Annotated in this window: 18 protein-coding genes, 1 pseudogene, 1 riboswitch and 1 other annotated feature; all 19 genes and pseudogenes read left to right on the top strand. The window is 38.0% G+C overall.

Translation table 11 applies throughout. From position 1 onward, the window contains the following. On the top strand, nt 1-245 hold a 245-nt coding region (locus ACW6OJ_RS03030; RefSeq protein ID WP_456095741.1), incomplete at its 5' end, for a helix-turn-helix transcriptional regulator. Then, nucleotides 235-921 (top strand): 2-C-methyl-D-erythritol 4-phosphate cytidylyltransferase, encoded by a 687-nt coding sequence (gene ispD / locus ACW6OJ_RS03025; protein ID WP_456095740.1) that lies wholly within the window; start codon nt 235-237, stop codon nt 919-921. The genes ACW6OJ_RS03030 and ispD, both read left to right, overlap by 11 nt. 42 nt (nt 922-963) lie before the next feature. After that, complete coding sequence (gene ispF / locus ACW6OJ_RS03020) at nt 964-1,437, top strand: 2-C-methyl-D-erythritol 2,4-cyclodiphosphate synthase (protein ID WP_456095739.1); 474 nt, start codon at nt 964-966, stop codon at nt 1,435-1,437. A 17-nt stretch (nt 1,438-1,454) separates the two neighbouring features. Continuing rightward, nucleotides 1,455-2,735: a nucleotide sugar dehydrogenase gene (locus ACW6OJ_RS03015; protein ID WP_456095738.1), complete on the top strand. Its 1,281-nt coding sequence runs from the start codon at nt 1,455-1,457 to the stop codon at nt 2,733-2,735. Between the two features lie 215 nt (nt 2,736-2,950). Next, nucleotides 2,951-3,373, top strand: coding sequence for a 30S ribosomal protein S12 (gene rpsL / locus ACW6OJ_RS03010; protein ID WP_293426777.1), 423 nt, complete (start codon nt 2,951-2,953; stop codon nt 3,371-3,373). Between the two features lie 213 nt (nt 3,374-3,586). After that, nucleotides 3,587-4,057: a 30S ribosomal protein S7 gene (rpsG, locus tag ACW6OJ_RS03005; RefSeq protein WP_293426774.1), complete on the top strand. Its 471-nt coding sequence runs from the start codon at nt 3,587-3,589 to the stop codon at nt 4,055-4,057. 37 nt (nt 4,058-4,094) lie between these two features. Then, nucleotides 4,095-6,161: an elongation factor G gene (gene fusA, locus ACW6OJ_RS03000; protein ID WP_313964605.1), complete on the top strand. Its 2,067-nt coding sequence runs from the start codon at nt 4,095-4,097 to the stop codon at nt 6,159-6,161. Nucleotides 6,162-6,376: 215 nt separating this feature from the next. Beyond that, the gene (tuf, locus tag ACW6OJ_RS02995) at nt 6,377-7,570 is read left to right on the top strand and encodes an elongation factor Tu (RefSeq protein WP_293426768.1); all 1,194 of its coding nucleotides are present in this window, start codon (nt 6,377-6,379) and stop codon (nt 7,568-7,570) included. Between the two features lie 291 nt (nt 7,571-7,861). After that, nucleotides 7,862-8,689, top strand: a complete 828-nt coding sequence (locus tag ACW6OJ_RS02990) for an exodeoxyribonuclease III (RefSeq protein WP_313964343.1) — start codon at nt 7,862-7,864, stop codon at nt 8,687-8,689. Between the two features lie 156 nt (nt 8,690-8,845). Further along, a riboswitch (Lysine riboswitch) is annotated at nt 8,846-9,021 on the top strand. Between the two features lie 287 nt (nt 9,022-9,308). Continuing rightward, nucleotides 9,309-10,514: an aspartate kinase gene (locus ACW6OJ_RS02985; protein ID WP_314495191.1), complete on the top strand. Its 1,206-nt coding sequence runs from the start codon at nt 9,309-9,311 to the stop codon at nt 10,512-10,514. 147 nt (nt 10,515-10,661) lie between these two features. After that, the gene (locus ACW6OJ_RS02980; protein WP_412427134.1) at nt 10,662-11,645 is read left to right on the top strand and encodes an aspartate-semialdehyde dehydrogenase; all 984 of its coding nucleotides are present in this window, start codon (nt 10,662-10,664) and stop codon (nt 11,643-11,645) included. Between the two features lie 69 nt (nt 11,646-11,714). Beyond that, a complete protein-coding gene (dapA, locus tag ACW6OJ_RS02975; RefSeq protein WP_293700679.1) occupies nt 11,715-12,614 on the top strand; it encodes a 4-hydroxy-tetrahydrodipicolinate synthase in 900 nt (299 codons plus the stop codon). Between the two features lies 1 nt (nt 12,615). Beyond that, complete coding sequence (gene dapB, locus ACW6OJ_RS02970) at nt 12,616-13,347, top strand: 4-hydroxy-tetrahydrodipicolinate reductase (RefSeq protein ID WP_456095737.1); 732 nt, start codon at nt 12,616-12,618, stop codon at nt 13,345-13,347. 41 nt (nt 13,348-13,388) lie between these two features. After that, nucleotides 13,389-14,108 (top strand): 2,3,4,5-tetrahydropyridine-2,6-dicarboxylate N-acetyltransferase, encoded by a 720-nt coding sequence (gene dapD / locus ACW6OJ_RS02965; RefSeq protein ID WP_293426750.1) that lies wholly within the window; start codon nt 13,389-13,391, stop codon nt 14,106-14,108. Between the two features lie 117 nt (nt 14,109-14,225). Continuing rightward, a complete protein-coding gene (locus ACW6OJ_RS02960) occupies nt 14,226-15,377 on the top strand; it encodes a M20 metallopeptidase family protein (RefSeq protein ID WP_456095736.1) in 1,152 nt (383 codons plus the stop codon). A gap of 16 nt (nt 15,378-15,393) precedes the next feature. Then, nucleotides 15,394-16,470 (top strand): alanine racemase, encoded by a 1,077-nt coding sequence (locus ACW6OJ_RS02955; RefSeq protein WP_456095735.1) that lies wholly within the window; start codon nt 15,394-15,396, stop codon nt 16,468-16,470. Nucleotides 16,471-16,565: 95 nt separating this feature from the next. After that, on the top strand, nt 16,566-17,861 hold the full coding sequence (gene lysA, locus ACW6OJ_RS02950; protein ID WP_456095734.1) for a diaminopimelate decarboxylase: 1,296 nt from the start codon (nt 16,566-16,568) through the stop codon (nt 17,859-17,861). 518 nt (nt 17,862-18,379) lie between these two features. Next, entirely contained in the window at nt 18,380-20,818 is a 2,439-nt protein-coding gene (locus ACW6OJ_RS02945) for an FtsX-like permease family protein (RefSeq protein WP_456095733.1), read from the top strand. 108 nt (nt 20,819-20,926) lie between these two features. Further along, nucleotides 20,927-21,134, top strand: a binding site (T-box leader). Between the two features lie 131 nt (nt 21,135-21,265). Next, nucleotides 21,266-22,011 (top strand): annotated as a pseudogene (locus tag ACW6OJ_RS02940) (serine--tRNA ligase); the annotation flags it as partial.

Here is a 22,011-nt window from a genome sequence, read left to right as displayed (position 1 = left end):
TAAACCGTGCAAGAAATTTACTTTTACAGACGGAAAAAAATATAGCTGAAATAAGTCAGGAATGTGGCTACAGAAATGTGAGCTATTTTTCCACAGTATTCACAAAAACTGTGGGTATATCACCGGGCAGTTTTAGGAAGACTGGGTCGGCCTTTAAATATAGTATGGACTCAAAGTCTTCTACAAAGAAGGTTGGCGGAGGTCATCCGCACGATATAAGCAAGGTGGTAGAAGATGAAGACTAATATAAATGCAGATGTAATCATCCTGGCAGCGGGATCTGGCAAGAGGATGATGGCTGATAAAAATAAGATTCTTTTGGACCTAGGAGATAGGCCAATTATAGCCCATACAATAGCTAAATTTTATAACCACCCTAGGGTTAGGAAAATAATCTTAGCTATAAGGGAGGAAGATAGGGTCCAAATAGATTCAATAATAGATGCCTGTGGTTTTGAGGATATAGTCAGGGTTATAGGTGGTGCAGAGAGGCAGGATTCTATATATAACTGTATGGGGGTACTCTCAGACGATACTCATATTCTCCTGATACATGATGGGGCTAGACCCTTTGTAGATGAGGATACAATTACCAGGTCCATACTAGAGACAATTGAATGTGGAGCGACCTGCGTTGGAGTTCCTAGCAAGGATACTGTCAAGATAGTTGACCAGGAAGGAATAATACTGGATACGCCAGATAGGAGCCAGGTTTGGTGTGCCCAGACACCACAGACCTTTAGTTTTGACCTTATAAGGGAGGCCCATATAAAGGCTAGGCAGGAGGCATTTTTAAGTACTGATGATGCAAGTCTAGTTGAAAGGTATGGCTACAAGGTGAAGATGATTATGGGGTCATATATGAATAATAAGATTACAACGCCTGAGGATATAAGGCAGGCTAGGTATATACTTGATTAATGATATAGTAAGGCCTTATTTAGGCTGATAAGGAGGAAGCAGATGAGGGTAGGAATTGGATACGATGTACATAAGTTGGTAGAGGATAGGGGCCTTATAATAGGTGGCGTCAAAATAGACCATGACAAGGGTCTACTAGGTCATTCGGATGCTGATGTACTAACTCATGCCCTAATAGATGCAATATTTGGTGCACTTGGTGAGGGGGACTTAGGTAGGCACTTTCCAGATACTGACCCCAAGTACAAGGGGGTGGATAGTCTTAAGCTCTTGGCCTATGCCAAGGACCTGATGGACAGGAAGGGATATAGGTTGGGAAATGCAGACTGCACTATTATAGCCCAGGCGCCGAAGATGGCCCCCCACCTGTCAAGCATGATAGATAATTTTGCAAGAATCCTTGATACAGACAGGGCTAATATAAATGTCAAGGCAACTACAGAGGAAGGACTAGGCTTTACAGGTGCCAAGGAAGGCATTTCTTCCCAGGCTATTGTACTCCTAGTTGAAAAATAGAAAGAAGGGTCTATAGGATGAAGGTTTTGGATAGACAAGAAACAAAATTAAATAGGTCTTATAAGATAGCTGTAGCAGGAATAGGCTACGTAGGCCTATCCATAGCCATACTTTTGGCCCAGGCAAATAGGGTCGTGGCTGTAGACGTGGAAGAAGAAAAAGTGAATATGATTAATAAGAAAATATCTCCTATACATGATGATTATATAGAAGACTATTTGGCCAATAGGGACCTGGACCTGGTTGCTAGTCTTGATACTGATATGGCATATAGGGATGCAGATTATGTGGTCATAGCTGCACCTACCAATTATGATGCTCAGAAAAATTATTTTGATACATCAGCCATAGAGGCGGTAATTGAAAGGGTCTTGGAGGTAAACAAGGAGGCCATCATAGTAATCAAGTCGACCATACCAGTTGGCTATACCGAGGCAGTCAGGGCCAAGTACAAGACTAAAAATATAATCTTTAGTCCAGAGTTTCTGAGGGAGTCAAAGGCCCTATACGACAACCTGTATCCATCTAGGATAATAGTATCTACGGACAAGGAGGATAAAGTCTTAACCGAGGCCAGTAATATATTTGCCAAGCTCCTAGCCGAGGGGGCAATCAAGGAGGACATAGCCATCCTATCGATGGGCTTTACAGAGGCAGAGGCAGTCAAGCTTTTTGCCAATACCTATCTAGCCTTAAGGGTTAGCTACTTTAACGAGCTAGATACCTATGCTGAGATGAAGGGCTTGAGTACAGAGGATATAATCCAGGGCGTCTGCCTAGATCCAAGGATAGGCAGCCACTACAACAATCCATCCTTTGGGTATGGGGGCTATTGCCTACCAAAGGATACCAAACAACTCCTAGCCAACTATGATAGTGTCCCACAGAATATGATGTCTGCCATAGTTGAAAGTAATAGGACTAGGAAGGACTTTATAGCTGACAGGGTGCTAAACCTAGCTGGCTATTATGACTACTATAGTCATGGAGAGTATTCTGTAGAAAATGAAAAGGAATGTGTAATAGGTGTCTACAGACTCACTATGAAGTCAAATTCAGACAACTTCAGGTATTCATCTATACAGGGAGTTATGAAGAGACTAAAGGCCAAGGGAGCCACAGTAGTAATATATGAGCCTACCTTAGAGGATGGAACAACATTCTTTGGTAGTAGGATAGTAAATGATATTGAAAAATTTAAGACTATAAGTCACAGTATAATAGCCAATAGGTATGACTCTTGTCTTGATGATGTAGCAGATAAGGTATACACTAGGGATTTGTTCAAGAGGGACTAACTTTAGATGGTTTTTAAAAAGCAAAAATTATTCTACAAACTAGTTGACACAAGCCCTTTGAGGTGATAAAATTATAAGGTATGTAATCTACAGATTGCATACCTTTTTAGTGAAGACTAAAAGCATCAAAACAATTAATCAATATGCTATGCATATTGGTCCGGTTGGCGGTCAATTAACAAGATCGAAAATTTAAACAAAAGGAGGTGCAGTTGATGCCAACAATCAACCAATTAGTACGTAAGAGTAGAAAAGCTGTAGAAAAGAAATCTACTGCTCCAGCACTTCAGAAGGGCTACAATTCTTTATACAAGAAGGCCACTGATGTTAGTGCCCCACAGAAGAGAGGTGTTTGTACTTCTGTAAAGACAGTAACACCTAAGAAGCCAAACTCAGCCCTTAGAAAGGTTGCCAGAGTTAGACTTACAAACGGAATAGAAGTATCTGCATACATACCAGGTGAAGGTCATAACCTACAGGAACATAGTGTTGTTATGATCAGAGGTGGTAGAGTAAAGGACTTACCAGGTGTTAGGTACCATATTCTAAGAGGTACACTTGATACTGCAGGTGTTGACGCAAGAAGACAGTCAAGATCTAAGTACGGTGCTAAGAGACCAAAAGAAGCTAAGAAGTAATTAAGAGAGAAACTTACTTAGTTTTAGTAGACCATAGAGGTTTGCAAAGGGGATAGACCCCAGGGCGGGTTCAAGCCAGAATTGAACAGACAAGTAGCTGGAAAACAGCAATTGATTATAGTTCGATGCTTTAAATAATATATTTATGGCATCACGGCAAAAAGAATGTCGAGTACCTATGATTTAACTTTAATAATTAAGGAGGGAAGCGTAATGCCAAGAAAAGGTAATGTTCCAAAGAGAGAAGTTTTACCAGATCCAATGTACGGAAGTAAGGTAGTAACAAAGTTAATAAACAATTTAATGTATGACGGAAAAAGAGGAAAGTCACAGAGAATAGTATATGATGCATTCGCATTAGTAGCTGAAAGAACTGGAGAAGATGCTCTAGAAGTATTCAACAAGGCTATGGAAAACATCATGCCAGTACTAGAAGTTAAGGCTAGAAGAGTCGGTGGTGCCAACTATCAGGTACCTATCGAAGTTAGAGCTGATAGAAGACAGACTCTAGGACTTAGATGGTTAGTAAGATATACAAGAGCTAGAGGCGAAAAGGGAATGGTTGAAAAGCTTGCAAAGGAAATAATGGATGCAGCTAACAACACAGGAGCTTCAGTTAAGAAGAAAGAAGATACTCATAAGATGGCAGAAGCCAATAAGGCATTTGCTCACTACAGATGGTAGTCATCAACCGAGTTTGAAATAATTAAGGAGGAAAGAAATGGCTAGACAATTTCCATTGGAAAAGACTAGAAATATAGGAATAATGGCCCACATAGATGCAGGTAAGACTACAACTACTGAAAGAATCTTGTTCTATGCTGGTCGTACTCATAAGATAGGTGAAACTCACGACGGTGCATCTCAGATGGACTGGATGGAACAGGAAAAGGAAAGAGGTATCACAATTACTTCTGCCGCTACAACTTGTCAGTGGGATGGCTACAGAATAAACATTATAGATACTCCTGGACACGTAGACTTCACAGTAGAAGTTGAAAGATCTCTAAGAGTACTAGACGGTTCTGTTGCAGTTTTCTGTGCTAGATCAGGAGTTGAGCCTCAGTCAGAAAATGTATGGAGACAGGCTGAAACTTACGGTGTTCCTAGAATCGCATTCGTAAACAAGATGGACAGACAGGGTGCTGACTTCCTAAATGTTGTAGAAATGATGAAGGACAGACTTAAGGCTAATGCTGTAGCTATACAGTTACCAATAGGTAGCGAAGAAAACTTCACAGGTATCATAGACCTATTAACTATGAAGGCTAATATCTATAAGAACGATGAAGGTACTGAAATAGAAGTCGTAGATATCCCAGCTGACATGGTAGACAAGGCCAATGAGTATAGGGAAGTCATGATAGAAGCAGTTGCAGAAACTGATGAAGATCTAATGATGAAGTACCTAGAAGGTGAAGAAATAAGTATAGATGAACTAAAGGTAGCTATCAGAAAGGCAACTATAGCTTGTGAAATGAACCCAGTACTTTGTGGTACTGCTTACAAGAACAAGGGTGTTCAGTTACTATTGGACGCAGTTATAGATTACCTACCAGCTCCAACTGATATAGAATCTATAAAGGGTATCCTACCAGATGGTGAAGAAAGTGAAAGACATGCATCGGATGATGAACCATTCTCAGCTCTTGCATTCAAAATCATGACTGACCCATTCGTAGGTAAGCTAGCCTTCTTCAGAGTTTACTCTGGTAGGTTAGAATCTGGTTCTTATGTACTAAATGCTACAAAGAACAAGAGAGAAAGAATTGGTCGTATCCTTCAGATGCATGCCAATACAAGAGAAGAAATAACAGAAGTTTATGCAGGTGATATAGCTGCTGCAGTTGGTCTTAAGGATACAACTACAGGAGACTCACTATGTGATCCTAATGAACCTATTATACTTGAATCAATGGAATTCCCAGAACCAGTTATCTTCGTTGCCATAGAACCAGCTTCTAAGGCAGCTCAGGAAAAGATGGGTGTAGCTCTTCAGAAGCTTGCTGAAGAAGACCCTACATTCACAGTTAGAACTGATGCAGAAACTGGCCAGACTATCATCGGTGGTATGGGTGAGCTTCACCTAGAAATCATCGTTGACAGACTACTAAGAGAATTCAAGGTTGAAGCAACAGTTGGTGCTCCTCAGGTTGCATACAGAGAAACTATTACAGTTCCAGTTGATGTTGAGTACAAGTACTCTAAGCAGTCAGGTGGTAGAGGTCAGTACGGTCACGTTAAGATCAGAGTTAATCCACTTGAGCCAGGCGAAGGATACAAGTTCGAAAACAAGACTGTTGGTGGATCTGTACCTAAGGAATATATTGGTCCAGTTGACCAGGGTATCCAGGGTGCTATGCAGTCAGGTATCGTAGCTGGTTATCCAGTTGTTGACGTTGCTGTTGAACTATACGATGGTTCTTACCATGAAGTCGATTCATCAGAAATGGCCTTCAAGATGGCAGCTTCTATGGCCTTCAAGGATGCAATGAAGAAGGGTAATGCAGTTCTTCTTGAACCAATCTTCGCAGTTGAAGTTGTTACTCCAGACGATTACATGGGTGACGTTATGGGTGACCTTAACTCTAGAAGAGGTATGATTCAGGGTATGGAAGAAAGAAACGGTGCTCAGGTTGTTAGAGCTCACGTTCCACTATCTGAAATGTTCGGATATTCTACAGACCTAAGATCTACTACTCAGGGTAGAGCGACTTATACAATGATATTTGACCACTATGCACAGGTACCAGGTTCTGTTGCTAAGAAGATAACAGAAGGTAAGTAGTCACAAAAGGCTAACTTAAGCCAATTGGTTAGATATTTAAGCTAAAAAAGTAAAAAAAAGCGAAAAAATCGCTTATAGACTTAAAAAATTATCAGATTTTTAATGAATTGTTGAAAAATAAGTATAAAAGTGATATACTTATAAAGAATAAAAAGGGGGGTGGATTCCGCCCTCCAATTAATAAATAATTTATTTCTTAAGGGAGGAAACTTAAAATGGCAAAAGCTAAATTTGAAAGAAGTAAGCCACATGTTAATATTGGTACAATCGGTCACGTTGACCACGGTAAGACTACATTAACAGCAGCTATAACAAAGACATTACACAACAAGTATCAGTTAGGTGAAGCGGTAGACTTCGCCAACATAGACAAGGCGCCAGAAGAAAGAGAAAGAGGTATCACTATCTCTACTGCTCACGTTGAATATGAAACTCCAGCTAGACACTATGCTCACGTTGACTGCCCAGGACATGCTGACTATGTTAAGAACATGATCACAGGTGCTGCTCAGATGGACGGTGCTATCCTAGTTGTTGCTGCAACAGATGGTCCAATGCCTCAGACAAGAGAACATATCCTACTTTCTAGACAGGTTGGTGTTCCTTACATCGTTGTATTCCTAAACAAGTGTGATATGGTAGATGACGACGAACTTCTAGAACTAGTTGAAATGGAAGTTAGAGAACTACTTAACGAATATGATTTCCCAGGAGATGATACTCCAATAGTTAGAGGTTCTGCTCTAATGGCTCTTGAAGACCCAGATTCTGAATGGGGAGAAAAGATAATAGAATTCTACAACATTATAGACGAATATATCCCATCTCCAGAAAGAGATGTTGACAAGCCATTCCTAATGCCAGTAGAAGACGTATTCTCAATCACTGGTAGAGGTACAGTTGCAACTGGTAGAGTTGAAAGAGGTGTTCTTAAGGTTTCTGATGAAGTTGAACTAGTTGGTTTGGCTGATGAACCAAGAAAGGTTGTAGTAACAGGAGTAGAAATGTTCAGAAAGTTACTAGATCAGGCAGAAGCTGGTGATAACATCGGTGCTCTACTAAGAGGTGTTCAGAGAGACGAAATCGAAAGAGGACAGGTTCTTGCTCAGCCAGGAACAGTTAAAGCTCATACTAAGTTCACTGCAGAAATCTACGTTCTTAAGAAAGAAGAAGGTGGTAGACATACTCCTTTCTTCGATGGATATAGACCACAGTTCTACTTCAGAACAACTGACGTAACTGGTGAGTGTAAGCTACCAGAAGGTATAGAAATGGTTATGCCTGGTGACAACGTAACAATCGAAGTTGACCTAATCAACTCTATATGTGTTGAAGAAGGTCTTAGATTCGCCATCAGAGAAGGTGGTAGAACAGTAGCTTCTGGAGTTGTTGCTTCTATAATTGAATAATTATATTATTTGATATATATAAAGAGAGTGCTTGCACTCTCTTTTTTTGTAGAAATAGGTGACCTAAGCTTAGGTGGCTAGATTGTCCTTAGTAAATACAAGCAGCTACAAGTCTATCTATTAATAAAGCCCTATTAAATAGGCCAGAAGTTATATAATATTTTTCCTATAGCTAGTATTGATTAGCTATTATTGGGTATAATAGTAGGTAATGGGGTTTGCTCAGGCAAACAAAAAAATGAAACTAATACTATAAGTATGATTAAGTAAAAGGAATATTAGGAGGTAAGTATGAAGTTAATTTCTTGGAACATAGATTCTTTAAATGCAGCCCTAACGAGTGACTCTGCAAGAGCCCTACTGTCAAGGGATGTCCTAAAAAAGCTAGCCAGTATGGATGCGGACATTATAGCTCTACAGGAGACTAAGTTATCAGCTAAGGGACCAACTAAAAAGCATATAGAGTGTCTAGAGGAAATATTCCCTGGCTATAACCATGTTTGGAGGTCATCTGTAGAGCCTGCTAGAAAGGGATATGCTGGTACCATGTTCCTATATAGGAAGGGGATGGATATAAAGGCTACATATCCTGAAATAGGGGCTCCATGTACGATGGACTCCGAGGGTAGGATTATTACTCTTGAGCTAGATTCATGCTATGTAACACAGGTCTATACACCAAATGCTGGTGATGGCCTAAAGAGACTAGAGGATAGGCAGGAATGGGATAAAAAGTATGCAGACTATCTTGAGGGTCTAGCCAAGAACAAGCCTGTACTTGCATGTGGGGACTACAATGTTGCCCACAAGGAAATAGACCTAGCCAACCCAGCTTCTAACCATAGGTCACCAGGCTTTACTGATGAGGAAAGAGAGGGCTTTACAAACCTGCTTGCTAGGGGGTTTGTAGATACCTTTAGGCATGTCCACGGAGATATAGAAGAGGTATATTCATGGTGGGCTCAGAGGGTAAAGACTAGCAAGGTGAACAATACGGGCTGGAGAATCGACTATTGGATAGTCAGCCAGGATGTGGCTGACAAGGTAAGGGTATCAGAAATGGTAGACTCTGGAGAGAGGCAGGACCATGCACCAATTCTTCTAGAAGTAGAATTCTAAATAGGAGATTAATTTATAGTATTGGAGATGGAAGGTTGGACTTATTCCACCTTCTTTTTTCAAGGACTTTATTTTTTATTAGTATTAATTGCTAATAAATGGGAAATAAGGCTTTACAAAAGCCTGTCTATGCTATATAATAACTATTAACTTAATAAATAGGATAGAGGCGCGACTGACAAGAGTAGGAGTAGATAATGAAAGCAAGCAGTTTACTTTGAAAGGGGATGTTGCCGAAATAATACTTGTAGTGCTTTGCAGGTATTGTTGGAACAAGGATTAAGAGTTTTTGTTCTGTCATTATAGGAGTATAATGGAGGGCTAGCCAGTAGATTGTCATGTTATGTGAATATTATAGACAAATGTAGGCTACCTACATTTGTCTTTTTTAATGGAGAGCTAGCCATAATATGTCGATTATATAGTATATAGCTTATAAGGGGTTTTCTTGGAGAAGGCCTAGGTATAGGAAAAATATATACAGGATTTAAAACTTTCAGGCAAATGTGGACTAACTACATTTGCCTTTTTTATTAAAAAATACTAGAAGGGCATATATTCCTATTAGTTAATTAAAATAATTTATTATGATTATTGTGCATTAATGGAGGATGAGTTTATGAAACAAGTTTCAGTACTAAAATTCGGGGGAAGTTCAGTAGGAACTATTGATAAGATAAAGGATATTTCGACCTACCTGAAAAAAAGGATAGAGAATAATGAAAAGCTAATTGTCGTAGTATCAGCTATGGGAAAGACTACAGATGAGTTACTAAAGCAGGTTGAGAAGATAACTGACAATCCAGATGTCAGAGAACTAGATACCCTACTAGCAATAGGCGAGCAAAATACAATCTCCCTAATGGCCATTACCCTAAATGAGCTGGGTGTAAGGGCAAGGTCATTGACGGGAATACAGGCAGGAATCAAGACCTTTGGCCAGCATACAAAGAGCAGGATAGCAGATATTGATGCGGATTTTTTAAATGGTCAGCTAGAGGAATTTGATATACTGGTAGTTGCAGGCTTCCAGGGATATAATGAAAACCTAGAAATCACAACCCTAGGAAGGGGAGGATCCGATACATCGGCAGTTGCTCTGGCAGCAGCAATAGGGGCCTCTTGTGAGATATATACAGATGTGACAGGTGTCTTTGGTACAGACCCTAGAATATATAAGGCAGCAAGACAGCTAAGTCAGGTAAGCTACGAGGAAATGCTAGAGCTATCAGCCCTAGGTGCAGGAGTTCTAGAAACACGCTGTGTTGAAATAGCGAAAAATTACAATGTACCACTATATTTAGCAAAAACATTATCAGATACGAAAGGAACTTGGATTATGGCAAATACAGACTTACTAGAAAAGAAGGTTGTTACAGGAGTAGCACTAGATAGGGATATACTACACGTTACCTTGACTTGTAGTGATATAGGAACGAACTTTGTAGAGGAGCTATTCAACCAGCTTGATAGGTTCAGTGTAAATATTGATATGATCAGTCAGATAGTATCGGGTGAGGATATGAATGTTTCCTTCACTTGTAAGGACACTGATAGGAACTTCTTGAACCAGATCCTAGATAGCTTAAAGGAAGAATTTAAAGGCATAAGGTATTCAATCCGTACAGATTGTGCCAAGGTAAGTATAGTAGGTTCAGGCATGAGGGATGTAAGTGGTGTTGCAGCAAGAGCCTTTAGGCTTCTATGCTCAAATGGAATCAACTTCTACCAGGTAACAACATCTGAAATATCAATATCCTATGCTATAGACAAGGACATATCTGAAAAGGCAGTTATATTGCTATGTAAGGAGTTCAATATATAGCCTAACCTATGGATGATGGATTTGATAGGAAAGAAATAGAAGATAGGAAGATGAGGTTTTAAGATAAAATTAGGTAGATAAGCAAGATAAGCAATAGGAAATATGATAGAATTTTTTAAATAATACTTATGTAAGGGAGATGTTAGTATGGCAAATTTTGCAATAGTTGGAGCAACAGGTGTAGTAGGAACTAAGATGATAGAGCGCTTGGGAGAAAGTAACCTAAGGGTAGACAATATATATTTAATGGCATCAGCCAGGTCAGCAGGAAAGGTCTTACAGTTCAGAGGCCAGGATGTAGTAGTAGAGGAACTAAATGAACATTCATTTGATAAGGATATAGACTATGCGATTTTCTCAGCAGGAGGGTCGACTTCATTGAAGTTTGCACCTATAGCTGAAGAGCATGGTGTCATAGTAATAGACAACTCAAGTGCATGGAGAATGCAGGAGGACATAGACCTGATAGTTCCTGAGTGCAACTATCCAAAGCTAGAGAGAAGAATAATAGCAAATCCAAACTGCTCGACTATCCAGTCAGTAGTACCACTAAAGCCATTGATAGATGAATATGGAGTAAAGAGGATAGCCTATACTACCTACCAGGCTGTATCAGGGTCAGGTAAGGGGGGAATAGATGACCTAGTGAATGGCCAGGCAGGTCAGCCACCTAAAAAGTACCCTCACCCAATCTACAACAATGTACTTCCTCATATAGATGTATTCCTAGATAATGGATACACAAAGGAAGAGATGAAAATGATTGAAGAGACTAAGAAGATATTAAACCTAGGTGATGATGTTTCCATTACGGCAACTTGTGCCAGGGTACCAGTTCTAAACTCACATTCAGTAGAAATCAATATCACCTTTGAAAGACCTGCAGAGGTTGAGGATGTAAGAAATATATTGAGGGAGGCACCAGGAGTAATAGTAGTGGATGACCCAGAAAACAACCTATATCCTATGCCTATAGAGGCTACAGGTCGTGATGAGGTCTTGGTCGGAAGAATAAGAAGAGATATATCACAGCCTAATAGCTTTCATATCTGGTGTGTGGCAGACAATATTAGGAAGGGTGCTGCCAGCAATGCAGTTCAAATAGCAGAGATGCTAGAAGAGAACAGATAAAGAAGAGAATAGGTAAATGAGAATAAATTATAAATAATAAATAATAGACAATTAAAGGGGGAAATAAAAATGACAGCAATTTTTAATGGAGTAGCAACAGCAATAGCAACGACGATGAATAATGACGGAAGTATAGATTATGCAGCCTATGAAAGACTTGTAGAATTCCAGATAAGCTCAGGCATAAATGGAATCATAGTAGCAGGCACTACAGGTGAGGGAGCAACCCTTACTATAGAAGAAAAGCTAGACCTACTAAGAAGGACAATAAGAATCAGGGGTGACAGGGACTGTGCTATAATACTAGGAACAGGATCTAATAATACTCTTACAGCCATAGACCATACAAGGCTTGCAAAGGAAAATGGGGCAGATGCAGCCCTAGTAGTAACTCCTTACTATAACAAGACTAGCCAGAGGGGTCTGGTTGCCCACTATTTTGCTATTGCAGATAGTGTTGATATACCAATTATCCTATACAATGTTCCAGGAAGGACAGGCATGACTATTAATCCTGAAACAGTAGCAGAACTAGCTGGACACAGGAATATAGTAGCCCTAAAGGATGCAACTGGAGACATAGGCTACCTTGATAGAGTAAGGGGCTACCTTGAGCCTAATATAGACTTTAACCTGTACAGTGGGGATGATGGAAGCTTTTTTGACTTCCTAGTACACGGTGGAGATGGGGTAATAAGTGTTGTATCCAATTGTCTACCAGTAGAATTTTTAAGAGTATACAGCCTATATCAGGAGGGAAGAATCAATGAAGCTAGGGACCTACAGCTTGCCCTAAACCCATTTATAGATGCCCTATTCTCAGATGTCAGCCCAACACCAGTGAAGGCTGTATTAAAGGAAATGGGCTATGGGGAAGAAAACTTCAGACTTCCTTTGATTCCTACAACAGATGCTGTAAGAGAAAATACAATAGCACTATATAGAGAGTGCCTAAGTTTGGAGGCATAATATGAAATTAATACTAGGTGGTTATGGTGTAATGGGTAGAGTGGTTGAAAATCTAGCTCTTGAAAGAGGTCACGAAATACTTGGCATATTTTCAATACAAGACCTTGAAAACCCACCATATCCAGTATACAAGGATATAAGGGACCTACCAAGGGCAGATGCTATTATAGACTTCTCCCACCCTAATAATACAAGTGAACTATTGAGGGGGGCTAGTCACCACAAGACACCAATCGTTGTAGCTACAACTGGGGCCAGGGACCAGCTACAGGACCTTATGGACCAGGCTGCAGAATATTGTCCTATCTTCTTTAGTGCAAATATGAGCTACGGGGTCCATGTATTTACAAAGGCCTTGAAGTTTTTGACGCCCCTATTATCAGACGGCTTCGATATAGAAATACTAGAGCGTCACCACAATAAGAAGATAGATGCTCCAAGTGGTACAGCTATAAAGCTACTTGAGGCAATACAGTCAGCTGACACTAGTTATTTTCCTGTATATGACAGGAGTCAGACTGAACATAAGAGGGATAAAAAGGAAATTGGTATGGCCAGTCTAAGGGGTGGAACCATAGTAGGTGAGCATGAGGTCTTATTTGCCGGTGAAGATGAGGTAATAGAGCTTACCCATAGGGCCCAGTCAAAGAGAATATTTGCAGATGGAGCCCTAAAGGCAGCCCAGGGTCTGCAGGACAAGCAAAAAGGTTTCTATACATTTGACAACCTATAAGGCAAAACACATAATAAAAGAGATATGAAAGAGAGGATTTTATGGCAAAAAACTTTTTAACATCAGAAGAGATAATTAATTATATAGCTACATCTAAGAAGACAACACCAGTCAAGGTGTATGTAAAGGGAGACTTAACAAACATAGACCTTCCAGACAATGTTAAGGACTTTGGAGGAGATAGATCAAGGGTCCTATTCACAGACCTAAATACCTGGAAGGAGGTCCTTGCCAATAATGGTGATAAGATAGCAGACTATGTGGTTGAAAACGACAGAAGAAATAGTGCTATACCTTTGCTTGACCTATCAGATATAAATGCCAGAATAGAGCCAGGTGCTTTTATTCGTGAGCATGCAGTAATAAAGGACAATGCAGTAGTCATGATGGGGGCTATAATAAATATAGGTGCAGTAGTCGGCGAAGGAACTATGATAGATATGGGCGCAGTTCTTGGTGGAAGAGCAACAACTGGTAAGAACGTCCATGTAGGAGCAGGAGCAGTCTTGGCTGGTGTAATAGAGCCAGCAAATGCCAACCCAGTAGTGGTAGAGGATAATGTCCTTATTGGGGCTAATGCAGTGGTCCTTGAAGGAGTCAGAATAGGAAAGGGAGCAGTAGTTGCAGCAGGAGCAATTGTTACTGAGGATGTTCCTGCTGGGGCAGTAGTTGCAGGTGTACCTGCCAAGATTATAAAGCAGACAAGTGATGTTGAAGGGGAAAAGATCAGCATAGTTGATGCTTTAAGAAGCTTAGAATAGGTAAAGTCAAATTAGTATTAACGAAGATTCAAATTTAACTATAAAATATGCTTTACAAAGCTGGTATAATTTTGAATATAGTTAATACTAATTTTCGTATAGATAGTAGGTGAATAAATGAAGGTAACAAGGCTAGAAGACATAAGAAGGTGGAGGAGGTACCTCCACAAAAATCCTGAGCTGTCCCAAAAAGAGTACAAGACAGCCGCCTATATAAGGGCTGAGCTTGACAAGATGGGTTTGACCTATGAGACCTGCCTAGATACAGGTACTATTGTCTACATAGATGGAGGTAGCCAGGATACAATTATCCTGAGGGCAGATATAGATGCCCTTCCTATAAGGGAAATGAATGAAATAGACTTCAAATCAGAAAATGATGGAGTCATGCACGCCTGTGGCCATGATGCCCATGCAAGTATGCTCTTAGGGGCAATCAAGGAAATCCTAGGCCTAAAGGAGTCGGGTGGCTTGAGGGTGAATGTACTAGGTGTGTTTCAGCCATCAGAGGAGTCCTTTGGTGGAGCTAACCTAATGATAAGGGAATATGATTTTAAAAAATACAATATAAGGGCCTCTTATGCCCTTCATGTAAACCCTGATTTTGAAGAGGGTAAGCTTGTGACAAGGCTAGGTCCAATAATGGCTAGTTGTAATGAGTTTACCATAGATGTAAAGGGAAGGACTGCCCATGTAGGCCTGAGAGAAAATGGCCTAAATGCCCTAAATGCCTGTGTGAACATATACCAGCAGATAGAGGCAATTACAGTCTATGACCTAGACTGTAAGCACACAAATATAATCCACGTGGGCAAGATGTCAGTTGGAGAGGTCATGAATGCAGTTCCCGAAAACGGACATATGGAGGGGACTATTAGGACCTATGATAGTGGGGACTTAGATATTATAAAGAAGAGGATGGAAGAAATATGTTCCGGCCTAGGTCTTGCCAGTGGGTGTAGGGTTGACCTAAACTTTAAGGAGGGCTATCCAGCCCTTTTAAATGATGCCTGCCTACTAGACCTAGTAGAAGATGCAGCACTAAAAACCGGGGCAAGCTTCGAATTTAAGAAAGAGCCTTACCTTCTAGGTGAGGACTTCTCCTTCTTCTCTGAGCTTGGTCCAGTAAACTATAGCTTCGTAGGAATCAGAAATGAGGACCTTGGCTATACGACAGGACTTCATACGCCGACACTACAGATGAGGGAAGAAGCCTTGGTTTATGGAGTTGACTTTCTTGTTGAACTAGTCAAGGCTTATTGTAATTAGATGGGTAGTGATAGAAATGGAAAATGCAAAATTAAGAATAGACCTAAGAGCCATCCACAATAACGCTAGTCGGGTCCTAGAAGAAGCATGTGGGGGCCTGATAGCAGTAGTCAAAAATAATGCCTATAACTTTGGCCTAGAAAGGGCAGTAGAGACCTTTTATAGGGCAGGAGTAAGGGCCTTTGCAAGCACATCTTTAAAGGAATGTATAAAGATGAGAGACCTATATGAGGATATAACAATTATATCCCTAAACCCAGCTAAAGAATTCGACCTATTGAGAAGGTATAGGATTTCTACGGCCATAGCCAACCTAGACTTTGTAAAGAATAACCTTGAGAATATGAAGGGTATATCCTGGCACCTTGAATGGGCAGGAAGCATGAGAAGGTCAGGGGCTAGGTCCAAGGAAGAAATGTTAGAAATCTTGACTTTGGCAAGGGATAAGGATATTGATATCGAGGGGATATGGACGCATTTTTCCTGGGCAGATGAGTTTGATAAAGACAAGACCTATGAAAGAGAGAGAGAAATTTGGCTTGATGCCCTAGCAGCAGCCAAAAGAGTTCATAAGTTTAAATTTATCCATGCTCAAAATAGCGCTTCCTTTGCCAGGGATGGCTTGCTAGAAGGCCATAGTCATGTCAGGCTGGGAATATACCTATATGGCTGTCTGCCATATAAGGACTGTCCTAAAAGGCTAGACCATGCAATCAACCTATCTGCCAGGGTCTTGTCTATAATCCACCTTGATCCAGGTCAGAGTATAGGATATTGTTCATCCTTTGTGGCCAAGGAACCTACAGACCTTGCAGTTATAAATATGGGCTATGGAGATGGCCTATTAAGGTCAAGGATAAAGGGGCATGACTTGGAGATAAACAAGAGGAGGTATCCTTTGGTTTCCCTGATGATGAGCCATTCAGTAGCTATTATAGATGAGGCTGTAACCCTTGGTGACGAAGCTTATTTTTATGGCCATGATATACCGGTCCATGAATATACCTTTAAGGGGGTAGCCAGCAATTCAGAACAAATATCTATGTTAAACCATATGAGTCTTGATGTGGACTATATAGAAATAGATGGATAAAGTATCTTATAGAAATAAATAAAAGGAAAGAATAAGAAACATAAATATATAGATAGAAGTATGGTATAAAAAGAGTATTTAGAAGGGAGATAAGTATGCAATTACATGGAAGCGGAAGAATAAATTCACAAGGCCATCTTGAAATAGGCGGGGTAGACACTTGTAGCCTGGTAGATAAGTATGGAAGTCCCCTATTTGTCTATGACGAGGGCCTGATAAGAGACCAGTGCAGGAGGTTTCACAAGGTTCTCTCAAAGTCTGGACTTGACTACCACATTTCATATGCAAGTAAGGCCTTTATATGTAAGGAATTGGTAAGGATAATGAAGGAAGAAGACATGGGCCTAGATGTTGTATCTGTTGGAGAGTTATACAATGCGCTATCAGTGGATTTTGACTCCCAGAAAATCCACCTTCATGGTAACAACAAGACAGAACATGAGATAGGCTATGCCCTAGAAAGTAATATAGGCTGCTTTGTTGTAGACAGTCTTGCTGAGGTTGAAAGGATAGATAGGATAGGAGGACAAATGGGCAAGAGGGCAAAGGCTCTACTAAGAGTTACTCCAGGTGTAGAGGCCCATACCCATGAATTTATAACAACAGGAAATACAGACTCTAAATTTGGTCTAAATATAGATAATGGCCAGGCCAGGGAGGGTGTAGAAGCCATACTGAGGGCTGAAAATATAGACCTAATAGGACTACATTTTCATATAGGGTCACAGATATTTGGTACAGAAGGCAGTCAGGCGGCAATCAAGAAAGTTTTTGTTTGGTTAAAGGACCTTAAGGAGGATCTTGACTTTGAAGCAAAAATCCTAAATATAGGTGGAGGATTTGGTATCAGATATACAGATGAGGATGTCTCATATCCAATAGAGGATGCTCTAGAAGAGATAATTGCCTGCCTAAAGGAGTCGGCTAAGGACCAGGGTCTTGAAATACCACAGTTATGGTTGGAGCCTGGTAGGTCTATAGTTGGTGAAGCAGGCTATACCCTATATAGGGTAGGAACTATAAAGGAAATTCCAGGTATTAGGACCTATGTTTCCATAGACGGTGGTATGAGCGACCATATAAGGACTGCCCTTTATGGGGCCAAGTATGAGGTTGCCCTGGCAAATAGGATGAATGAGGAGGACGCCTCTCTTGTAACAATAGCCGGTAAGTGCTGTGAGTCAGGAGACCTGATAGCTAAGGATGTCAGGATACCTGAGGCTAAAATAGGTGATATTCTGGTAGTAGCCTGCACAGGGGCCTACCATTACTCTATGGCATCTAACTACAACCTTATGCAAAGGCCAGCAGTAGTATTTGTTAGGGGTGGCAAGGACAAGATCGTTATAAAAAGAGAGAGTCTGGAAGATTTAATTAAAAATCAGGTTTAGTTATTTATACCAGTTTAGTATAAGTCTAATTTAAAAGTATATTTTATAATAAGCAAAATTATATAAAAAATAGGAAAAAGGTGCTAGTATATCGATATAATATAATACTAAGCACCTTTTTATGCAATCATAAAATAAGAGAGAAATAACCATTAAAACTAGTATAATAATTGAAAAAATGGATGTCAGTTTTATATGTGTTATTCCCTATGTACTGTCTCCTTGTATCAGGGTAGCTTTAAGTGTTACAAGGAACTTTATATATTCTTAATAGTCAATGTAGTAGAGTGGTTTTACAGAAACTGTTGTAGAAAATATCGCTGTAAACTTTCTATATTTATTTAATGAAATTTATCATAGTTCCAGGTATTTTCATAAAGGTTATTGTTTGCACTTTTGTTTTAATGTATAATTAAGATGAAACTCAGATTATTTTAAGTGTAATAGTGATATTTATCCATTTATAGTTTGTGTTCATAAGTCAAGCAATTCTTAATTAATGAAATTTGGAGGTAGGTATGAAATCTTTAAATAAATTATTATATAACCGAATTAAAAACAATAAAGTTTCATTAATTTGCTTATCAGTGCTGTTTTTAACATTTTTTACTATTATATTATTTAAATTTTCAATGATAGAGACACAGATAAGTGATGTGATTCGTTTTAGGGGAAAAAGTAACTTTATACTATTGAATGTTGATAAAAATACAAGTAAAAAACTTGAAAAATCTAAAGTTATCAAAAATATTTATTGTGAGAATATTGAAAAAGTTATTAAATATGACGAAAAAAACATTCAGCTAAATTCATCAACAGAAAATATTTTAGATTTGTATAACGCTAATATTTTAGAGGGTCGCTTATATAATAAAGAGAATGAATTTGTTGCTGAAAAATGGGTCTGTGATTCTCTTGGTCTAAAAATTAATAATCACTATATTTTTAGAGATATCATTAATAACTTAAATGTCGATATGAAATTAGTCGGTATATCAAGTAATATCTCAGCTAATAAATTGAGAAACAACTATTTATTTTATACAAAGACTAGTGAAGATATTAATCGTTATGATTATGTTCACTTGATTACATCTAAATACAACAATTCATATTCTAATTTCCTAAGCAAAAACTATGACTTAGAAAAGAATGCTGTAAAAATTAATTATGAGCTGAATGATCTTCTCAAAAATAAATATCATTTGACTTTTTTTGATTTGAAATATTTATTTGTATTAGGTATATTTTTAACTATGCTATTAATTATACTTTATTTCATATACTATAATGATGATAAAAATTTCTTTTCAATTACATATTTATTAGGGTGTAGTAAAAGAAAAATGGCAAGCATAATTTTATGCGAAAATATTATCAAGATGGCGACTTCTTTAACTATAGGATATTTATTTTCGTGCATATTTTTTTTCTTGATTAAAAACAAGCTATATATTTTTAATCAAGAACTTCTAAATAAGAATGTAAGTCCTACTTATTGGAGTTATAAATTTATTTTACCTATCATTTTTTCTTTAATTATAACTTTTATTATGTCGTTGTATAAATATTTCAAAATGAAACCGGGTGAGGATCATTCACTGAATAGAAAAGAAAAATATAGGAAACCTAAAACCTATACTTTGAATACGAATAAACCTGCATTATATGAAGTTATATCCCTATATATAAAGAATGATAAATTAATGTATATATTATTTGTATTTTTACAAATTATTTCTTCCATTGTTTTGATATCATTTTTGTATTATTCGAATTTGATGCAGTATCACAATAAAGAGTTAGTTTCATCATTTGAAGAAGGTTATAACTATGATGTAGCGATAGAACCAGTGGATATTAACTCTACGGGAATAACTGAAACTGATCTGAAAAGAATACAAAACCTTAGAGATAGTAATAATAAACTAGTTTTTAAAGAAGTATTAGCCTCTGCTCAATTAATGGGACGTATTGCAATATCAAACACGAACTTAGATGATTCTATGATAAACCAATTAAATGGTAACTATAAAAATAGTTTAAGGGGTGCTGTTATTAAAGATGGGAATTCACTGTATATTAAATCTTCGGTTTATGCATTTAATGACGAGGTAGTTAAAAATAATTATTCGAAGATAAAAGAAAAAAATGCTGCGCTGTTATATTTGCCAGAAAAATTTAATGATTTGAAAAATAAAAAAAATATAACTTTTTTATATAATCCAGTTAAAGAACCCTATTCCGAAAACTATATATATGGTACTGAAAAACCAACAAAGCAACTGGATTTTGACGTGATATATCATACAAATAATTTAATGTATACAGGAAATTTTTACACTAAAAATGATTGCCCACAGATAATTTTAAATATACATACATACAAAAAAATTTTTGGAGATATAAAATTTAACTCAATAAACTTAAATATTAGCCCTCAATGTAATATAAATCAGGCTGTAGAAGACTTAAACACTATATTATCAAAATATAACTTCAATATAGTTAATAAGCATGATGAAAGAGCGTTGATGTTAGATAGTTCGGAAATACACGAAAAAATCAACATATTTATTTCTATATGCATATATTTAATATTATTTATTATAGGTCTATCACTATACTTAAAGATATATAGAAAAATATATAGAAACTTGCAAATAGTGGAGTACCTTGGAATATCAAAAACAGCTATAAGAAGAATATTTATTAAAAAAACAATAAGCTTATTAATGCTAATGACATTAATAATAGTATTATTTTCTCTACCAACAGAATGGTATATATATGAATATTTCAAGGTGAATAATTTCTACACCAAATATTTTGCATTTAATTTAAAGTATATTTGTTTTACGATAATATTAAATTATATTTTATCGTTAGTCGGGTATTTATTATTTCTTCATTTTAATAAGGGAGTGAGATATGAAAATACCGATTATAGATTATGAAAATTATAAAAAAACTATGTATTCGTAATAATAAAAGGTATATGCGAATCTATAGTAAGTTAGGCTTGAAAAAGGTCTTTAATAGGTATATAATGGATACATATAGATTTGATGGCTATGATGGAGTCTAGTAAGTTAAGTCCTGTCTTCAGAGAATGGGTGGTCGGTGTGAACCCATGGCAAGTTTTTCTGAATCTACTCCGGAGCTTCTAGTTTGAAATAGTACTAGACGTAGGACCTGCGATAAGGGTTAGAGGTGGGCTATTTGTATAGCCAACTAGGGTGGCAACGCGGAATTATGACTTTCGTCCCTTATTGGGATGGGAGTCTTTTTTTATTATTAAAATACAGGACCTATCATATACCCTTGTTAGGAATCATGCTTTTTTGCTGGGTCCCAGTATTAAAAATACAAAAAATATATTATTTATAAAGAGAGGTAAAGATATGTTAGACGTAAAGAGAATTAGAGAAAATCTTGATGAGATTAAGCTTTTGATGGGCAGAAGGGGTGAAGGAGAATTTGATCCTAAGGACCTTGATGAAGTACTAGACTTGGATGACAAGAGAAAGGCTATCTTAAAGGAAGTTGAAGTCCTAAAGAACAAGTCAAATGTTGACTCTAAGAAGATACCAGTAATGATGAAAAATGGTGAAAATATAGACGAGATAAAGGCCGAACTAAAGGTTTTATCTGACAAGATAAAGGAATTTGACGTTGAGCTAAGAGAAGTAGAAGAAAAGCTAGTTTATAGACTAATGAGAATACCTAATGTACCGCACCCAGATGTACCACAGGGTGAAACTGATGAAGACAATGTAGAAATAAGAAGGTGGGGAGAGCCTACTAAGTTTGATTTCGAACACAAGGCCCACTGGGATATAGGAACAGACCTTGATATACTTGACTTCGAAAGAGGTGGAAAGATAACTGGATCAAGATTTACAGTGCTTAAGGGCTTGGGTTCTAAGCTAGAAAGGTCTCTAATAGGTTTCTTCCTTGACCAGCATACTGAAAATAACGGCTATACAGAGGTAATACCACCTTTCATCGCCAATAGAAACAGCTTTATAGGTACTGGCCAGTTACCTAAGTTTGAAGAGGATATGTTCAAGCTAGAAGGTTTAGAATACTTCTTGGTACCAACTGCAGAAGTTCCAGTAACTAACCTTTACAACAATGAAATATTGAG

This window comes from Peptostreptococcus sp. (genome assembly GCF_977045075.1).
The sequence above is the reverse complement of the archived record's forward strand: the minus strand, read 5'-3'. Positions and strand labels throughout refer to the sequence as shown.